This window comes from Geodermatophilus africanus, assembly GCF_900107105.1.
GTDB classification, from domain to species: Bacteria; Actinomycetota; Actinomycetes; order Mycobacteriales; family Geodermatophilaceae; genus Geodermatophilus; species Geodermatophilus africanus.
The window spans coordinates 1-16,783 of sequence record NZ_FNOT01000035.1; the positions used below are offsets into that span (position 1 = coordinate 1).

15 protein-coding genes and 3 pseudogenes are annotated in these 16,783 nt (G+C 69.8%); 5 read left to right on the plus strand and 13 right to left on the minus strand.

All coding sequences use genetic code 11. The features are described from left to right. Positions 1 to 311, plus strand: a pseudogene (locus BLW63_RS28385) (ISAzo13 family transposase); the annotation flags it as partial. A 12-nt stretch (positions 312 to 323) separates the two neighbouring features. On the opposite strand, the pseudogene BLW63_RS25430 reads toward BLW63_RS28385, so the two are convergent. The 4 genes and pseudogenes from BLW63_RS25430 to BLW63_RS25445 all read right to left on the minus strand — a co-directional run. Further along, a pseudogene (locus BLW63_RS25430) lies at positions 324 to 1,094 on the minus strand (IS256 family transposase); the annotation flags it as partial. Between the two features lie 127 nt (positions 1,095 to 1,221). Further along, positions 1,222 to 1,728 carry an SRPBCC family protein gene (locus BLW63_RS29175; protein WP_425284263.1) on the minus strand — a complete coding sequence of 169 codons (507 nt, stop codon included), beginning with the start codon at positions 1,726 to 1,728 and terminating at the stop codon, positions 1,222 to 1,224. 166 nt (positions 1,729 to 1,894) lie between these two features. Next, positions 1,895 to 1,990 (minus strand): Lsr2 family DNA-binding protein, encoded by a 96-nt coding sequence (locus BLW63_RS28810; RefSeq protein ID WP_342028723.1) that lies wholly within the window; start codon positions 1,988 to 1,990, stop codon positions 1,895 to 1,897. 170 nt (positions 1,991 to 2,160) lie between these two features. Continuing rightward, positions 2,161 to 2,583, minus strand: a complete 423-nt coding sequence (locus tag BLW63_RS25445) for an ester cyclase (protein WP_091162385.1) — start codon at positions 2,581 to 2,583, stop codon at positions 2,161 to 2,163. A gap of 285 nt (positions 2,584 to 2,868) precedes the next feature. Here BLW63_RS25445 and BLW63_RS25450 point away from each other — a divergent pair, with 285 nt between their 5' ends. Continuing rightward, a complete protein-coding gene (locus BLW63_RS25450; RefSeq protein ID WP_091162387.1) occupies positions 2,869 to 3,336 on the plus strand; it encodes a hypothetical protein in 468 nt (155 codons plus the stop codon). Positions 3,337 to 4,041: 705 nt separating this feature from the next. Here the strand turns inward: BLW63_RS25450 and BLW63_RS25455 are convergent. Next, complete coding sequence (locus BLW63_RS25455) at positions 4,042 to 4,824, minus strand: MOSC domain-containing protein (RefSeq protein ID WP_091162389.1); 783 nt, start codon at positions 4,822 to 4,824, stop codon at positions 4,042 to 4,044. A gap of 937 nt (positions 4,825 to 5,761) precedes the next feature. On the opposite strand from BLW63_RS25455, the gene BLW63_RS25465 reads away from it, so the two are divergent. Then, on the plus strand, positions 5,762 to 6,934 hold the full coding sequence (locus BLW63_RS25465; protein ID WP_139263825.1) for a hypothetical protein: 1,173 nt from the start codon (positions 5,762 to 5,764) through the stop codon (positions 6,932 to 6,934). Between the two features lie 49 nt (positions 6,935 to 6,983). On the opposite strand, the pseudogene BLW63_RS29180 reads toward BLW63_RS25465, so the two are convergent. The 4 genes and pseudogenes from BLW63_RS29180 to BLW63_RS25490 all read right to left on the minus strand — a co-directional run. Continuing rightward, a pseudogene (locus BLW63_RS29180) lies at positions 6,984 to 7,175 on the minus strand (Lrp/AsnC ligand binding domain-containing protein); the annotation flags it as partial. A gap of 406 nt (positions 7,176 to 7,581) precedes the next feature. Continuing rightward, positions 7,582 to 8,529, minus strand: coding sequence for a DMT family transporter (locus tag BLW63_RS25475; protein WP_139263827.1), 948 nt, complete (start codon positions 8,527 to 8,529; stop codon positions 7,582 to 7,584). Further along, positions 8,526 to 8,927, minus strand: coding sequence for a response regulator transcription factor (locus BLW63_RS25480; RefSeq protein WP_139263829.1), 402 nt, complete (start codon positions 8,925 to 8,927; stop codon positions 8,526 to 8,528). The genes BLW63_RS25475 and BLW63_RS25480 overlap by 4 nt, the downstream gene beginning before the upstream one ends. 1,108 nt (positions 8,928 to 10,035) lie before the next feature. Continuing rightward, positions 10,036 to 12,681 (minus strand): 3-keto-alpha-glucoside-1,2-lyase-like domain-containing protein, encoded by a 2,646-nt coding sequence (locus tag BLW63_RS25490; protein ID WP_091162400.1) that lies wholly within the window; start codon positions 12,679 to 12,681, stop codon positions 10,036 to 10,038. A 487-nt stretch (positions 12,682 to 13,168) separates the two neighbouring features. Between BLW63_RS25490 and BLW63_RS25495 the strand changes: the two genes are divergently transcribed. After that, positions 13,169 to 13,594, plus strand: a complete 426-nt coding sequence (locus BLW63_RS25495) for an ArsR/SmtB family transcription factor (RefSeq protein ID WP_091162401.1) — start codon at positions 13,169 to 13,171, stop codon at positions 13,592 to 13,594. A 484-nt stretch (positions 13,595 to 14,078) separates the two neighbouring features. Here BLW63_RS25495 and BLW63_RS25500 read toward each other — a convergent pair whose 3' ends face one another. From BLW63_RS25500 to BLW63_RS25505, 4 genes are all read right to left on the minus strand, one after another. After that, positions 14,079 to 15,509 (minus strand): M28 family peptidase, encoded by a 1,431-nt coding sequence (locus tag BLW63_RS25500; protein ID WP_244522810.1) that lies wholly within the window; start codon positions 15,507 to 15,509, stop codon positions 14,079 to 14,081. An 11-nt stretch (positions 15,510 to 15,520) separates the two neighbouring features. Then, on the minus strand, positions 15,521 to 15,652 hold the full coding sequence (locus BLW63_RS28740) for a hypothetical protein (protein WP_280140588.1): 132 nt from the start codon (positions 15,650 to 15,652) through the stop codon (positions 15,521 to 15,523). A 148-nt stretch (positions 15,653 to 15,800) separates the two neighbouring features. After that, the gene (locus BLW63_RS26490) at positions 15,801 to 15,989 is read right to left on the minus strand and encodes an NAD-glutamate dehydrogenase domain-containing protein (protein ID WP_170856982.1); all 189 of its coding nucleotides are present in this window, start codon (positions 15,987 to 15,989) and stop codon (positions 15,801 to 15,803) included. Next, positions 15,962 to 16,102 (minus strand): helix-turn-helix domain-containing protein, encoded by a 141-nt coding sequence (locus BLW63_RS25505; RefSeq protein ID WP_211517308.1) that lies wholly within the window; start codon positions 16,100 to 16,102, stop codon positions 15,962 to 15,964. The genes BLW63_RS26490 and BLW63_RS25505 overlap by 28 nt, the downstream gene beginning before the upstream one ends. Before the next feature lie 228 nt (positions 16,103 to 16,330). On the opposite strand from BLW63_RS25505, the gene BLW63_RS25510 reads away from it, so the two are divergent. Continuing rightward, positions 16,331 to 16,783 (plus strand): SIMPL domain-containing protein (locus BLW63_RS25510; RefSeq protein ID WP_170856983.1); only part of this gene is annotated, 453 nt, incomplete at its 3' end.

Here is a 16,783-nt window from a genome sequence, read left to right on the forward strand (position 1 = left end):
GGCATCGACTCCGCGGCGGCGAACGGCTGCCCGGCGCCCGCGGCGGCGTCTTCATGCAGAAGATCACCGACGCCGAGCGGGTGCTGGCCACCGTGCTCCACCGGCGCGGCCTGGGAACCCACGACACCCTCGCCGAGCTGTTCGAAGTCAGCCGCCGCACCATCGGAGGCGCGCTGCGCGAAGTCGGCCCGCTCCTGGACCAGACCGGCTACGCCGCCACACCGGCCGCCACCCGATTCACCACCGCGGCCGAGCTCCTCGCCTCGCTGCCGACCCCGAGCGCCGACGACATTGACACGCCGACAAGTTGATTCTTTACAGGCCCAGTGCACCCGGCAGCGCTGCCAGCCCGCGCCCAGCAGTACGGCGCCGATGGCCTGCTTGAGGCCGGTGTGGGCGTCGGAGATGACCAGTTGGGTGCCGGCCAGCCCGCGGGCCTTCAGCGAGCGCAGGAACGCCGTCCAGAACGCGCCGTCCTCGCTGTCGCCGACGGCGAAGCCGAGCACCTCCCGGTGCCCGTCGGCGGCCACACCGGTGGCGATGACCACGGCCTGGGAGACCACCCGGCGGTTGACCCGCGCCTTGCAGTAGGTGGCATCCAGGAACACGTACGGGAAGGGCTATTCGGCCAGGCTGCGGTCGCGGAACGCGGCCACCTCCTCGTCGAGGTCGGCGCAGATCCGACTGACCTCGGACTTGCTGATGCCGGTGTCGGCGCCGAGGGCCTTGACCAGGTCGTCGACCTTGCGGGTGGAGACGCCGTGCAGATAGGCCTCCATCACCACGGCGAACAGCGCCTGGTCGATCCGCCGCCGGCGCTCCAGCAGCGAGGGGAAGAACGACCCGGCCCGTAGCTTCGGGATGCGCAGCTCCAGATCCCCGGCCGTGGTGGTCAACGTGCGCGGGCGCGAGCCGTTGCGCTGGGCGGTGCGGGCCTCGGTGCGCTCGTGCGGCGCCGCACCGATCGCGGCGGTCAGCTCCGCCTCGATCAGCGCCTGATACAGCGTCTCGGTCGCCGCGCGGACGCGGTCATCGACGTCGGCGGCCTTCAGTGCCTCGAGCAACTTGAGCAGGGCAGACTGGTCCAGGGCCATCGCGTGGCCTTTCTCCTGAGTGTTCCTTGGCGGGTTCACGCAGAAGATCCACGCGGTGGCCCCTCGCCCGCCAGCACCTCGCCGACGAGCTCAGGACCTCCGACCAGCTACACCACTTCCTGGGACGTCACCCAGGCCGGCGGCCTCCATCTCCACGTAGCGACGCGTGAGGCCGCCGTAGAGACGTCCCACCAACCGCCCGAGGACACCCGCCTGGTCGATGGACAGGGTCGCCCGTGACCCTGCGGCGGTCCGGACGACGCGGTGCGACGCGCGGGTGTGCACCCCGGGGCCGGTGGAGGTCCAGGTGAACCGCTCCCCCTCGACGAGCTCCGAGACGGTCCACACGGTGGCGGGCAGCCGCGGCTGCTTGATGCGGACACGCGAGCCAACCTGCAAACGGGTCCGGGCTTGCCGGGCGTACCGAGGTGATCGACGCCGTCCACGTCGGCCAGGACTCCACGTCGGAGAGGACCGCCCACATGACCTCCGGGGCGCGCAGATGTCGACCGTGACCTCTACCCGCATGACCACTTCTCCCGGGCTGTGGGAACGAAGAGCGTGGGGACGGGCCACCGGCGCGCCAGCTGCGCCTCCCACGAGGAGTCTCGGCTCCCCCGTGGACGAAGGGCATCTCTTGGCGGCCACGATCTCGCCTACGGGTGCTCCCCGAACCCGTCCTGCCACGCCGACGTCCTGCTCGAGATGGTCAACCGCTGACCGCCGGCCGCACCGGGAGCAGCGGAGGACGGCGGCGCCCGTCCCGGCCCGTCGGCTCGCGCCGACCGGAGGCGGTGGGCTCAGTTGCCGGCGGCCCGGAACCGCTCCACGACGTCTGCCTTGATACGCCCGCGGGCGCTGACCTCGATGCCCTGCCCGGCCGCCCACGCCCGCATCGCGGCCGGGTCACATCCGGCTACGTCGGCTTCGCTACCGGCGCGCTCCGGCGTCCACCGCCGGTCACCTTCCGCGCAGCGTCCAGATACCGAGAAAGATCGTCCCGCGTTTCCGCTGCGTTCAAAGCTTGCAGGCCGAGGTGGAGGTCGGTGCGGTGCTCGTAGCCTGCTCAGCCGGGAGCTGACACAAGGCCGAGCTGCCCGAGCAACTCGGCACGGTTGAAGTAGAGCGTGAACGTTGTGATCCTTCCACCGTCGGACCTGTTGATCGCGACGAAGGGGATGTTGACCCGCCTTCCGGTCGCCGGGATCGTCTGTCCAGGCGCGTTCATGGTTTCCGTCTGGGTGCCCCGAAACTCGGCTTGCAGGATCGCCGTGGCACCGTCCTCGAAGATGTCGGTCACGCGAACTTCGTTGTCCGGGAACGCGTCCTGCCAGGTGGAGTAGAGGGTTCTGGCCATCTCGGTACCTGAGCCGCTGGCCCCAGGGCCGACGACCTGCGCGGCGGGGCTGAAGTCGCCCACCCAGGCCGCCGAGTCGTGGTCGTTCCAATGTTGGACGTTCTGCTCCAGACGAGCTCGCGCCTCACCCATCGCTGGTCCTCCCTGACCGAACGAGGTTGTGCGGGTCCGCGAGGCTACGCCGAGGATCTTGTTCCCAAAAGGCGTCGACCGGGGACGCTAAGGGACACCGGCCGGGCTCGCCGTGAGGGCGGCCTATGGGACATCCGGCTCCCCGAGAGGCGGCCGACTCCATGTCGCGATCACGGGCCCGGTTCTCCGGGCTGTCGTTCCCCGCTCCACGTGTCGCGTCAACTGGTACCGCCAAGGCGAGACGGGGAGGTGGAATGACTTGCGCGGCCTGAAACGATTCCGCGGATGACGACACCGATCGGCCCTGAAGCGCAGCGACCCAACCCCGCACTCGAACCGCTGGAGCCGTTACTGGGCAACTGGCGCACGACCGGGACGCATGCGCTGGTGCCGGGAACGACCTTCCATGGCCGAACGTCGTTCGCATGGCACGAGGGCGGCGCCTTCGTATTGATGCGCTCTGAGATCGATGAGCCGGAGATCCCCAGCGGCGTGGCGGTGATCGGCTCAGACGACGCCGCCGGCACCTTGACGATGATCTACTTCGACGAGCGGAACATCTCCCGCCGGTACACCGTCGAGGTGGGCGACGGCGAGGTGTCGTGGCACCGCGACGAGGCGGGCTTCGCCCAGCGCATGGTCTTTATCGTCGCCAGCGACGGCAGTCGACTCGATGCCAAGGGGACCATGTCGCACGACGGTGGCCCCTGGGAGGACGACCTGCAGCTGACCTACGAGCGGATCGACTCGTAGGACGAACTTGCAGCCCACGGTCGGTATCCCCCCGATACTCGTAGTGCACGGGCGCAGCGGCGGGACCGCAGGACTGACCGTTAGCCTGGCTAAGTAACCGGCGCCGAAGATCATGTCGCAGGCTCAGCAACGCGAGGAAGGCGGCGATGACTGCTACCACGAGCCTCACGACTGTGTCAGCTGACGGCCTTTCCCACCCACAAGGGTCGGGGGGCCACTGAGACGGAACACCTGTAGCGCCGCCGACTTTCTCCAGTTCTTCTCCGGTCGATCGGCGGAACGGCCGACCTCACCATCTCCGAGGCAGACTCACAGCGAACCCTGCGATTTGATCGCGGCCTTGTTTGCTGACGCTAGCAGACGTTGAACGCGCAGGTAGAAGGCGCAGCGAGTCGATGGTTGGACTCAGTGGACTACGGCTGTTGACGACTGTATTGGATGAGTAAGAGATGCATGGGCGGGGCGGCATGACGGCGTCCCAGGACAGGCTGAGGACGGTGCCCAGCGGCCCGACTACGACGCCGGCGACGAGCGGGGCGACCGCCAGTCCCCAGCTGCCTGGCCGTCGAGTACGTGTTCGAGGACGCGCTCGCCGACCTCGAGCCGGATGGGTGCGGCTTACGTCGCCGAGCGGGGCCACCTTGCAGGCCGGCGGCTCGAGGCCCGAGAGAAGCCGTTGAGGACGGCGGAAGCTCGCCAGGTCGGTCAGCCGACCCGCAGACAGTCGCCGACCGCGACGGTCCCCGGCTCGAGCACCTCGCAGTACCGGCCGAAGGTCGCCCCGGCTCCGAGCTCGGATTCCCGGCGGCCGCGGTAGGCCGTGATCAGGCGGAGCGTCTGCAGGTCGACAGCACCGGACGCGGGGTCGCGCGTGGTGGCCGCGCAGCGCTTCACCGGGCCACCGCCCCGCAGTACCGCGCCGCCGATCCGCAGCAGCGTGCCACCCCACGAGTCCTCCAGGTGCGGCGTCCCGCCGGAAAACTCGATCAGCATCCGGAAGCGCCGGGGATCGACCGAGGCGAGGCCCGACCGGCGGGCGAGCTCGGCGACGGAACTGCTACCGAGGATCGTCGCGGGGTGCACGTCGTAGGCGGACTGCCGAGCCTGCACCAGGCGGACCCGCTTGCCGAGGAGATCGGAGAAGAAGGTGCTCCACTGCGGGCCTGCCACGACATCGGCGACGAGGGTGCGCAGGCCCCACATGTCGGTGTCGATGGCGCCGGCGGAGTCGACGGTGCCGGCGCACAGCACCTCGTCGCCGCGGACCACCTCGAGGCGGCGGCTGTCCGGGTCGAATCTCGCCGCCAGGGGCAGCAGCTCGGCGTTGGCGGTGCAGCTCTGGAGCCGCCCCTCCTCCTCGTCGATGAGGAAGAACTGCCGGTCGCCGACGGCACCGTGCGTCGTCAGCTCGATCGAGGAGGGATGGGCCAGCGCAAGACCCTTGATCGGCGTGGTCGACAGACGGACGACGCTCAGTGCGGCCGGCATGCACGCACCCTTCCACGCACCAGCCGCTGGGCACTCGGAACGCGCCAGCAGGGTCCGACCAGGGGCAACCCCGAGGACGGTTGCCTTACCCGGCGCCGTACTCAGGCAAGAGTCGAGCCGGCCCTCACGGCCGACCCACCTTTGACCTGCGGTTCACTGTCGGGCTGACAGGGCTGACAGGATTTGAACCTGCGCCCCCTTGACCCCCAGTCACGTTCGAGGGGTTCGCCGCGGTTCGCGAATTCCTGTTAGCGCAGGTCAGTGGCCCACGATATTCGTCGCCGTTCGGTCCGATTCGCCACCGTTCGGAGCGCGTTGCTGTACCGGTTGCTGTACCTCTTCCCCGCTTTCGGGCGTGTTGACGGGGCGAGCTTCTTGGCCCCCTGTCGCGATGCCCCGACCCGGGCGAACGCCTGGTGCACACCCGGTGGCTGGGCTGACACCTCCTCCAGTCCCTCCGCGGTTGCCTCATCGGAATGTCAGGTTCATCCGATGGACCTGCGCGTCACCGGTGATGATCGCGGCCGATTCCGCGGCAGGCACGGAATCGGCCTGCGAGGCCGCCGCCGCCATGGGTGGCAGATCGTCGCCGGGCGACCGGGTGTCGTTGGGTGACGCTCTTGCTCGGCGTAGAGCAGCCGAGCACGGCCTGCTGCTCGCCGGTGATGACCAGCGCCCGGTCGGATGCGGTGACTCCCCTCGGTGAGAGCGTTCAGCAGCTCCACATCGAGGACGCCGACCCGGCCGTGCTCGAAGCGCGCGGGTCGGCTTGCAGGGCCCGGCCACCTGGGCGCACCGGGTTGCCCGCGGAGAATGCGTCGGTGACGTTCCGGTGACGGCAGCGTTGGTTGACTCCGCTGGACGCCAGAGGACGCCGAATGTGGCCGCTGAAGCGGGTGTCCTCTGCGGTGGCCCCGTCGAGGCCCGGGAGGTACTCGTGCCCTACCCCGCCGACGACCGCGTGCGCCTGTTGGAGACGGTTCGGGCGCGACGCGCCTGCATCGACGCCTACGTCAAACACAAGACCCCGGCCAGCACCCGCCTGTCCACGGTCAGCATCGTCAGCAGCGCGATCGCCGCCGCGCTGACGGCCGGACCGGCTCTCGGTGGAACGACGTTCGCCCAGACGGTGCAGGACGGTCTGAACCTCGACCGGCCGGACATGGTCTGGCGGATCCTCTGTTTCGCGGCTCTCGCGGTGTCGATCACCGCGGCAATCTCGGCCAACCTGAGCAAGTCGCACGATCTGACCAGCCGCATCGCCGCCGCCGAGCAGGCCGGCGCGGTGCTGGAGAGGCTGCAGCGACGGCTGGAGTTCCCCCAGCAAGGGGTCGAGACGGATGTGCAGGAGGCCGTCCGGGAGTACGGCGACGTCGTCGCCGGCATCCCGTTCATCCCAGAGACATACGCCGATTCCGCCTCGAGCGGTGAGCCGGAGCGGCGCCGGTTCGGCCTCGGCCCGTCGGTGGCCGTCGTCGTCGCCGTCCTTTCCGCGGTGCTGCTCGTCGCCGCACTGGTGGGTTATGGCGTGGGCCTGGCGCGGTCCTCGTCGGCCCCTGGTCCAGACCCCTCCACCTCCGCGCCCGAGGCCGATCGTCCGACGTCCTCTAGCCCGTCGACGTCGGCGAGTTCCTCTCCTGCCCCTGAGGAGAGGGCCGGGGTGTTCGCCGGCGGGACGGACCAGGGGGACGCCACCTTGGCCATCGTCGTCGACGGCGGTCAGGCATCGGCCTACCTGTGCGACGGGAAGCAGCTCGAGGCCTGGCTCAACGGCCCGGTCGTCGACAGCCGACTTGACCTGACCAGTCCCAGCGGCGCGAGATTGACCGGCGAGGTCACCGACGCAGTCGTGTCCGGGGACGTCGTCACCTCGACCTTGACCACCGCCTTCCGCGCCGACCTGGCTGGTGGCGCTGCAGGTGTGTATGAAGCGACCATCGAGGTCAACGGTGCGCCGGCGCGGATCGGCTGGGCGGTCTTGCCGGATGGCACCCAGGTTGGGCTGGTCAACCGGGAGGGCGTGCGGTCCGAGGCTCCCCCGCTGAACACCGACGACCTCAGCTTCACCTACAACGGAGCCCACCACCACGCCGTGCGCAAGGCACCCTGAGCCGAGCCCATCGGGTCGGGAATCTCACCCCTCCCGTGACCACAACCGGTTACACCGGCGCCCATCGATCACCTCGGCTCCGGCCCGGAGCAGTAGCAAGGGGTTCGATCTCTCCAACGCTCCTCATAGCGAGCGTGGAGCTGAGGCGCTGGACGCCGGGGAGTTTGGAGAAGCGGTCGTCGTAGGCCTGCTGTAGGAGCGGCAGGTCGCGGGTGATGACGCGCAGCAGGTAGTCGGGGTCACCGAAGAGCCGCTGCCTTGCACCACGTGGGGGACGTCGGCGACCGTCCGCTCGAAGGCGTCAACGGTCCCGCGGTCGGCGCCCCGCATGGTGACGAGGACCAGAGTCGCGAATGTCATTCTCACGGCTTGGGCGTCGAGGTGGGCCAGGTAGCCGCCGATCGCGCCGGAACGCCAGCGCCGCCACGCCGACGTATCCGGCCCAGGCCAACCCGGACTGCGCCAGCCCGATCAGCAGCCGGCCGGCCGCGTAGCGCCGGATGTGGTCGACGATCTCGTTACGGTCGCGGAACGGCTGCCGGCCATGGCCACCCCGTCGCATGGCCTCCTCCAGCGTGCCGTGCCGGCGGGCCCGCGCTCAACCAGGACCGGTCGGCACGAGGGGTGCGTCGGATTGACGCCGGCGCTCAGCTCGGCGTCACCGGTGCCGCGGACTCGGGGACCGATCGCTGCCGGTCGGCAGGTGAGAGCAGGGCACCCACGACACCGACCACGGTCACCAGGCCACCGACCACGTGCATCCAGGTGAAGCCCTCACTCAGCAGCAGCCAGGCCAGGCCGCCGGACAGGAACGGCATGGCGAGCTGCATCACCGGCGGCAGGTTGGCCGGAACCCGCGGCAGCGAATGCGTCGTGAGGAAGTGACCCAAGGCACCGGGGACGACGGCGATGCTCGCCGCGATCAGCAGGTCCGTGGTGTCGATGCTCGAGACCCGTTGCCCGGTCACCGCGGCGAACAACGAGACGGCCAGTCCGGCGACGACCGCCACCCCCAGCAGGAAGGGCAACGCGCCGATGTGGGCCATCGCCTGCTTGGACCAGATGAAGTAGAAGGCGAAGCACACCACGTTCGCCAGCGCCAACGCCATGCCGACCGGGTTCCCCTCCGGTCCCGTGGTACCTGCCAGGACGACCAGAGCCGCGCCCACGCCCGCGACCAGCGACCAGAGGCGGAAGACGAGGCCAGGACGCTCACCGAAGACCACGAGGGCGAGGACCCCAACCAGAATCGGTTGCAGCACCTGCATCAGGGTCACGTCGACCACCGACGTCGCCTTGATCGAGATCATGAAGAACAGCTGGTGCGCGCCGAAGGCGAGACCGGCCGCCGCGGTCCACCCCCACCCACGTCGGCTGGCACGCGTCCCCTGTGCGCGGTGCCGCCACAGCGTGAGCGCCCCGAGGAGCAGGGCGCCGATCCACAGACGCCAGAAGGACAGCACGGCACCGGACGTGGTGGAGCCGGCAACCAGCACCGGTCCGATGCTAAAGAGCACGACACCGATCCAGAGCATGAGCAACGGCCGCTCGTCCAGCGCTTGAACCGCCGTCGCCCGCGTCGCTGGAGCGTTCACTGGACGCCACCTCCCGATGTCCGAGGTGGCCGGAGGTGTCCGAGAAGGGTCACGGGCAGCAGGGGCAGCACCGGCAACCGCACGCGACCGTGTGCAGGCATCGGAGCATCGCCCCGAGCCTTGGGGCCTTCCGGCACCATGGCCTGCGCACCAGCGGTTACGTCCACGCGTCGTGCGGCGTGGCCCTCCCCGGTCACCATGACGATCCCGGCCTCGGGTCGGACGGCGCGCAGCGCTTCGGTTGCGGTGCCGTTCATCACCGGCATGGACAGGACCATGAGGACCACGTCGGGACGTATCCGCACGGCGGCCCCCACAACCTGGGAACCGTCCCCGCACTCGCCGACGACAGTGACGTCGTCCTCATCGGGGAGCATCTCGGCCACGGTCCTGCGCATGGTGGTCGACGACGAGCACGCGGACGTCGCCCGGGTCCTCACGCGCGTGACGCCGTCCGCACGCGCAGCCGTGTCCAGTCAGGCTTCCTCCCCGGTGTGCGGCGGGCCAGTCGAGGACTGCCCTACCCCACCGCAGTGCAGTGACGCTTGATGGTGGCAGCGCGCCCGGCCACGACGGCAGGGGGTGAGACCCAGGCCGACGCCCCCTGGTACAGCAGGAGCGGAAGACAAGGAGCCATCACATGGTCCGCGCTTCCGTCTTCGCGTTGCTGTACTTACGCGAGAGGCGGGCCGGCCCTTCCGGCCGACCCGCCTCTGACCTGCGGCTTCACTGTCGGGCTGACAGGATCTGAACCTGCAACCCCTTGACCCCCAGTCACATCCGAGGCATTCACAACGGTTCACGAACGTTGTATTAACGCAGGTCAGAGGCATGCGACGTCCGCCGCTGTCCGGCCCGATTCGCCGCCGTTCCGAGCGCGTTGCTGTATCGGTTGCTGTAGTTCTCCCCCGCGCTCGGACATGTCCAACGGTCGGATTCAGACTCAGCTGTTGCCGTGCTCCGACCTTGAGGCGGACCGCCGCCCTGGCGTGCCGCGCCCTCGAGCGGGCCACAGCTGGCTCCGCCACCTCGACGTTGCCGACGACCCGCCGGTCGGCCGGGATTGCGGACCGTCAATTTCCAGCGGCACGGGGTGGCGACGACGTCGACGTCCGCAGCCGAGCCCAGGATCATCCGGAGGCCGGATCGGACCAGGGCCTCGTCGTCCACCACCATGACGCGGTGCATGCGGCTGCCTCCCAGCGCCGTCGGGAACTCCATCTTCCACGGAGCGGCGGAGACCTGAGCCCGCCCGTCCTGCTGTGATCACCCGGTAGGGCCACCGCGACGGGACCCTCGGCCTCAGCCGGCGCGACAGGGAGCGCCGAACAAGGGCTGCCGCCCCCAACCCCACGACCACCACGAGGCCGACGATCCACGCACCGTGCCCGCACTCGAGTCCTCCTCGACCGACTGGCTCGCCGACTCAGGCTGCGCGGACGGGCTCGCGCTGTCCGACGCCTCGGCGGCCGGAGTGGCGGGTGCAGGGGTGGGGCGGCGACGACCTCACTTCTCCTGGATGCGGATGTGCCGGAAGGCCACCTTGCTGATGTACGCCTGCAGTCCGATGTACCCCGACGAGTTGCCGGCGGCCGGTGCGAGACCCCGGTTCTGGTACTTGTCGGCAGGCTTGGTGAAGCTGGCGACCTGCGTGAACACCGTCGGCTGGCCGGCCTGCACCGGGCCGACCTTGGAGACGTACTGGTCGCCCGCTGGGTCGCTCGTGACCGTGATCTCGAACTCGTACCACGTCCCCGGCTGCAGGACCGGGCCGGCCTGGAAGGTCTGTTCCTGCGGCTCGCCGCCCTGCCCGGCCGGGATGCCGTAGACGGCTCCGGTGCGGTGCTTGTCACCGAAGTCGGGGCGGCCCTGCTCGTCGATCTGCACCTCGAAGCCGGTGACGGAGGCCACCCACGCCGGATTGCCCTGCGCCAGGGGCTGCACCGCGTTGACGTCGGGCCACCGGGTGTGCGGGTAGCGGAAGCGCAGGAAGACGCCGGAGTTGCCGATGACCTTGCCGAAGGAGTCGACCGGCCCGGGCAGGCGGAACTGCAGGCGCAGCACGTAGTCGGTGAAGGTCTCGGCGGCGTAGAAGAAGACGGTCTGGTCACCCGAGGGCTGGGCCACCAGGAGCCCGTCCTGCAGCGCGAAGGTGCCCGGCCCGGCCGACCGCCAGCGCTGGAAGGTCCGCTCGGTGCCGTCGAACAGGGAGATGAAGTTCGCCTCGGGAGTGACGGCCAGCGGCGTGGGTGCGAGCTTGTCGGCGGTGCGGCGGGTCAGGGCGACGCCGGAGAGCATTGGGTTCGGCGACCCGATCGTCGGCAGCAGCGCCGGGCCGACGACGTAGAGGTTGTCGACCTCCCAGATGCGGCCGGTCGGGTCGGTCACCGAGGTGTTCGGGTCGTCGCCCATCCACAGGGTGCCGGCCTCGTGGTGGGTAGAGCTCAGCGTGTCACGGCGCAGATCGGTCGCGGGCGGGGTGTCCTGCCAGTGGGCGTTGCCCGCTTCGTTGGGCCGGGACAGGTACTCGATCGTCCCTCCATTGGCGAAGATCTTCGCCAGCTCCTCACTGGCCGCATCCATCGCGTCCCAGAGGTCATTGTCCTTCGTGCGCTTCGGGTCGGCGTTGTCGGTGATCCGCGGGTCGGCCGGATCGTCCCAGTTGGTCTCCAGCCGCACGTCCGCGTACGGCACGCCATTGCCGTCTGGCGCGCCGGGGGTGATCCGGTTCTGGGGATTGGAGCTCTTGACGCCCACCATCTCGCCGATTCCTCGGAGTGTCAGGACGACCCACTTGTCGGTCAGGTCCCGGAACTGGTCGAGCTCCTCGATGTTGGGAATCTTCTTGAACAGCTCGGCTTCGGAGTTCATCCCCAACTGCCCGACGCCGGAAGCGGTGATCTGAATGTGGTAATAACCTTTGCTGTTGTCGACGGGATGCGTGTGGATGCCCTTGACGAAAAGCGCGGAGACCTGCAGTTCGGGAGGGAGCCCGGCGAAGGAGTCCCGCGGCACTCGGAGAGTGAGGTTGGACCGCAGGTGGGCCATCAGGTTGCGGCCGATCTCCGGCTTCTCCGGCACGGCGACCAGGGCCTGGCGGGTGTTCTCGATGGTGCCGAGGGCGAGGAAGACCCTGCCGCTGGCCGGCACGTCGACCTGGCCGTCGGCACCCCGGTACTTGACGTGGATGCGGGTGATGCGCTTGCCGCTGCGCTCCAGGCGCGTGACGTAGCAATTGTCCACCAGCATCAGGCGCTTCTTGCTGTTCTGGATCTCCGGCAGCCTCCCCTGGTTCTCGGGCGTTTCGGCCCGGGCCGCCGCCTGGGCCTCGGCCTGGGCGATCCGTTGCGCGCGGAAGAGCAGCTGGACGCTGCTGAACTTGTTCAGTGCGAACATGCCGGGCCGGGGTGAGGCGGACGCGACGGCCAGCGGCGCCTCTAGGTCGTCCTCGGCATTGAGGGCACCGCGGTTGCCGGTCAGGACATCGGCGGCGGCTCCGCCGGCGCGCGCGGTGAGGCCCTTGAACAGCCGCTGCTTGAGGGCGGTGTGCAACGGACCCGAGATGAAGTCGTTGGTGTCGTCCGTGCCGATCTGTTGCGCGGCGGTGTCGAGGTAGGACTCCGTCGGGTTCTGGCTGCCGGCCGGGAGCACCTTCGTCGTCAGGTCGGTGACGACGCTGGCCGGCCAGGACGGATCAGCCACCTCGGAGTCGATGAAGTAGGGCGACCAACCGCCCCAGAACAGGGATCGGCCGCCCACGCAGAAGGCCAGGCCGGGGAACTTGTTGTTCCAGTCCTTCGGGCTCTTGGGCTGCCACGGCACCCCCCACACGGAGCCGGGCTCCTCCTTCGGCGGCGGGCTGAAGTCCGGTGGCAGGTTTTGCACGTGCTCCGAGAGGATCAGCGGCCCCGCCTCCAGCACGAGGATCCGAGCACGGTGGCTCACATCCAGGTTGAACAGCCTGGCCGCGAGCACCGCGCCGAAACTGCCCCCGCCAACGATGATGTAGTCGAACGGACGGGCGTCGCCCTGGTCGGGATGATCGGTCCGCTGACTGTCCAGGGCCTCCTGAAGGGTGTTGCAACTGTAGCGGCCAAGAACGTCGAAGGTGAAGGTCGTGCTCTCGGGCGTCCGTATGGTGACCACTGCCATTCCCCCTGGTCGATTGTCGGGCGGCGAACTATGACTGGCATAGCGGCGTCAGTGCGCCGGGACCAATGTCGGCCATACGGTCCCCGCACGAGTTCATGGTTTACGGGACGCTGCGACGAGCCGATGTTTTGCATCGCAGCGGGACTGTTGCGTTCGAAGCCGCACCGAGGCGCACCGCAGCCGCCGAAGGCTCGCCATTTCTTGTGCGGACGCGAGGGCCCTCGATGTGCCGGCGTTCCGGGGACGCCAGTTCTGCACGTGCAGCGAGAAAGGTGTCGGCGGCGTTAGCGACTGTCAACGCACTGCCACCCCACTGCCAGTGGCGAATTCTAAGCGTAGCCGTCGAGTAGCGCGCAGTACTGGTGGCGAGGCGGACCTGTCTGGGTTCGACTCGGCCCGCAACCGCTCCGTGGCCTGCTCGGCAACTACTCGCGGCCCCGGACTCCCCAGGTTCCCGGCGGCGTACCATCTGCGTGGGCGCGCAGATATGCAGCAATGCCGCAGGCCGCTGCCGCCCGACCAGGTGGACCTGGCCGTCGAGGTGTTCCGGATGCTCGCCGACGCGACCCGCATCCGGATCCTGTGGGCGCTGATCGGCCGGGAGCTGTCGGTCAACGAGCTGGCCGCAGAGGTCGGCAAGATTCCGGCGTCGGTGTCCCAGCACCTGGCCAAGCTGCGGATGACCCGGCTGGTGCAGACCCGCCGCGAGGGCACGCAGGTCTTCTACCGACTGGAGAACGAGCACGTGGCCCAGCTGGTGACCGACGCCGTCCACAACGCCGAGCACTCCGGGCCGGGGGTTCCTGGCCACCACCTGGCCGACGCCGACCTCGTGCACCTGCACCCCGACGTGGACGCCATCCTGGTCGCCCCGGCGGGTCCGCCGCCCGGGTGGCCAGCAGCAGGAAGCTGATCAGCAGGAGCATCACCCACGTGTTCGAGGTAAGCGGTAGACGCGCTGAGCTTGTGTCGTCGGCGGCCCGTGCAGCCACGGGCCCGTGCCGTCTCCTGGCCGGTGAGGGTTGCGCTCGCGCATCAGGTCACGCTCGAACTCGGCGATTGCGCCGAGCGGCGGCGCGCCGTCGTCGTGCCCACCGCTTGATCAACGGAGTCCGCGCTGCCCGGGTGGTCGGTCTCCCTGCCCGAGTGGTCGCGGCGAGCGCGGTGAGGGTCGGCGTCTCGCCGCGTCCTCGGAGGCTCCACACGCGCGGGACTCGACATCAATTTTCCGCGCACGTTGAAGATCAACGGCATCGGGCCATCCATGCGTTACGTCCATCCAGAGCATCGTCCACGTGTGGACAGGCGCGGCTGCCTGGCCTGCTCGTAACCGTTGGATCCTGTGCGGGCCTCGGTCCCCGCGGTGGGGCCGGCGCATCGGCCCCACCGTGGCCGCCTCAGCGCGGCTGTCTCGCCTCGGCGGCGTTGCTCGGGCCGTGTCCCTGGTCGACAGTGGCGGCGGGTACGGGCGCCACGGCGGCGAGTAGCTGCCGGCCCTCCTCCTCGAGGTCCAGGGGGGAGTTGGCGAAGCGCAGCATCACGGCGGAGGCCGCGCCGGTCATCTCGTCCAGCGTCCGGTGGTCGATGTTACTGAGGTCGTCGCACGACGCGTGGTAGCAGAAGTCGTAGCCGATGCCGGCCCGGCCGCCGAACAGCGCGGCCTGTTCCACGGTCTTGATCCCCTCGGCGCCGGTGAAGAGCCCGCCGGAGGCAATGCCCTCGGCGATGAACGGCCCGTAGTCGCTGCGGCCGCTGAACTCGGTCTCGCCCGAGGCCAGGCCCAGGGAGCCGAAGTGCTCGTGGAAGGCCGCCTCGATCACGGCCGAGCCGGCCGGGGCGGGCACCGAGCCGTCGTCCGGGCCGAACGCCGAGGCGTCGCCGTCGTAGACGAAGCGGCCGTGGTTCGGGGAGCCGATCATGTCGAAGTTCAGGTACAGCGCGACGTTCCCGAGCGTCGCGGGATCGTTGGTCTTGAGGTCCGCGACGTAGTGGCGGGATCCGTGCAGGCCGAACTCCTCCGCGCCCCACCAGGCGAAGCGCACGGCGTTGGCGGTCTCCGTGCCCGCGAGCACCTCGGCGATGGCCAGGATCCCCGCGGAGCCGGAGGCGTTGTCGTTGATCCCGGGGCCCTGCGGAACGCTGTCCAGGTGCGCGCCGACCATGACCGTGCGCTCCGGGTCACCCGAGCGAGTCTCGGCGAGGACGTTGAAGGTCTCCCGGCTCTCGGAGACGGTCTGCGTGCTGACCGTCACCTCGCCCCCGCCCAGCAGGGCGACCCCGGCGGCGTAGCTCAGGCCGACCACGGGGACGGTCGTCACCCCCGGTTCGCCCAGGGTGCCGGCGACGGCCCCCTCCGCCCCGGGCAGTCCCGTGTTGAAGATCAGCACCGCGGAGGCCCCGGCGGCCGCCGCGTTGGCGGCCTTCACCCCGAAGGCGCACGTGCCCCGCTGGAGCAGGGCGATGTTCCCCGGCACGAAGTCGGCGAAGTCCCCGGCCTCGCACCCGCTGGTGCTCGCGGCCTGCTCGCCGGTCGTTCCCACGGCCTGCACCGGTGCCGTCACGGTCCCGGAGCCGGAATAGGTCATGACCGCGACGTCCGCGGCGGCGAGCTGCCTGCCGCCCGCGCTGACCGTGGCCGGGCTGACCTCTTGGAAGAAGGGAAAGGAGAAGTTCTGGACCCGCGGGGCGTAGCCGGCGGCCCTCAGCCTGCCGACCACGTAGTCGACGCTGCCCCGGTAGCCGGACGTGCCCGAGGCCCGGTTGCCGTTGTTGGCGGTGGCGATGGCCTGGAACACCTCGAGGTGCTCCAGCACCTTTCCGGGAGGCACGTCGGCCGCGGTCACAGCGACCACTCCGGCGCGGTCGGCTTCGCAGCGGCGGGCACGTCTTCGGCGCTCCCGGCGCCGGTGCCCGACAGCACGAGGGCCGCTGCGGCGGCCACGGTCCGGTGGTGATGGGTGCGGTGGCGCATGGGATCTCCCGAGGCAGGGGCCGATCGGGAGCTCGACCGGCACGGATTACGCTCGGGAAATCTAGCCGCGGGGATGACCCGGGTCAGTACGTAGATGTGCGCACTGACAGCGCCGCCGGCTGTACGCCGGCTACCGGGGTCGGCGAGATCACCCGGCCGCCTTGTGGGCCGAGCTCGGTGGCACCCGGCGGTTCAGCTCCTCGCGCAAGGCGGTGCGGCACACCGGGCTGGACATCTCCGGATGCAGTCCGAGGCCGTGCCGGATGACCTCCGTCGTCACCGAGTCGACGACGAACGGCATGTCGTCGGTCACGATGTCGACGACTTTGCCACGCACGTGCGGGAGATCCCCATCGCCGCGGCGATGTGCGCCTGCCGCCAGCCGGCCCGGTGCCGAGCGACGATCAGCTTGCGGCCGAGGACGGTGATGCGGGCATTGACGTGGGACACGAGACCTCCCGAGCGGTGCGAGCCTTCGACCAGCCACACCCCACTCGGAGGTTCTCCTTCGTTCGAGCCAGACCGCTGTCACCAACGTCCCGGCCAGGTACAGCCAGGCGGCCGTGGCCAAGTCGTGATCTGCACACCGGAACTTTCGCGCCTGACCTCCCGTGATGCAGGACACACCCCGACGCGGGAGGACCGATGCCAGCTCGTCGTGTTCTGCCCTCGCTCGCTGTGGCCGGCCTCGTCGGTGCGGTCGCCGTGGTGGCGCTCCTGAACGTCCCGCAGCAGGTGCGCGCCGCGCCGGCCGATCCGGCCCCGGAGGCCGGCGTGCAGGTCGAGGGGGTCGGTACCGCGAGCGGCAGGCCGGACATCCTGCGGGTCACCATCGGTGTCGAGACCAGCGCCGAGAACGTGGACGAGGCGCTCACGGCGGCTGACGAGGCGGCGCGCCGCGTTCTGGCCGCCCTGCGCGTCGCGGATGTGCCCGAGCGGGACGTGCAGACGGTGAACGTATCGGTGTGGCCGCGGCACGGCCACGAGGGCGAGGAGATCACCGGCTACACGGCTCGCCACGATCTACTCGTCACCCTCCGCAGCGTCGATCAGGCGGGCGAGACAATCGCCGAGGTGGTCGAGGCCGGCGGGAACGCCGCCCGCGTCCAGTCGCTGGCCTACGCGCTCGAG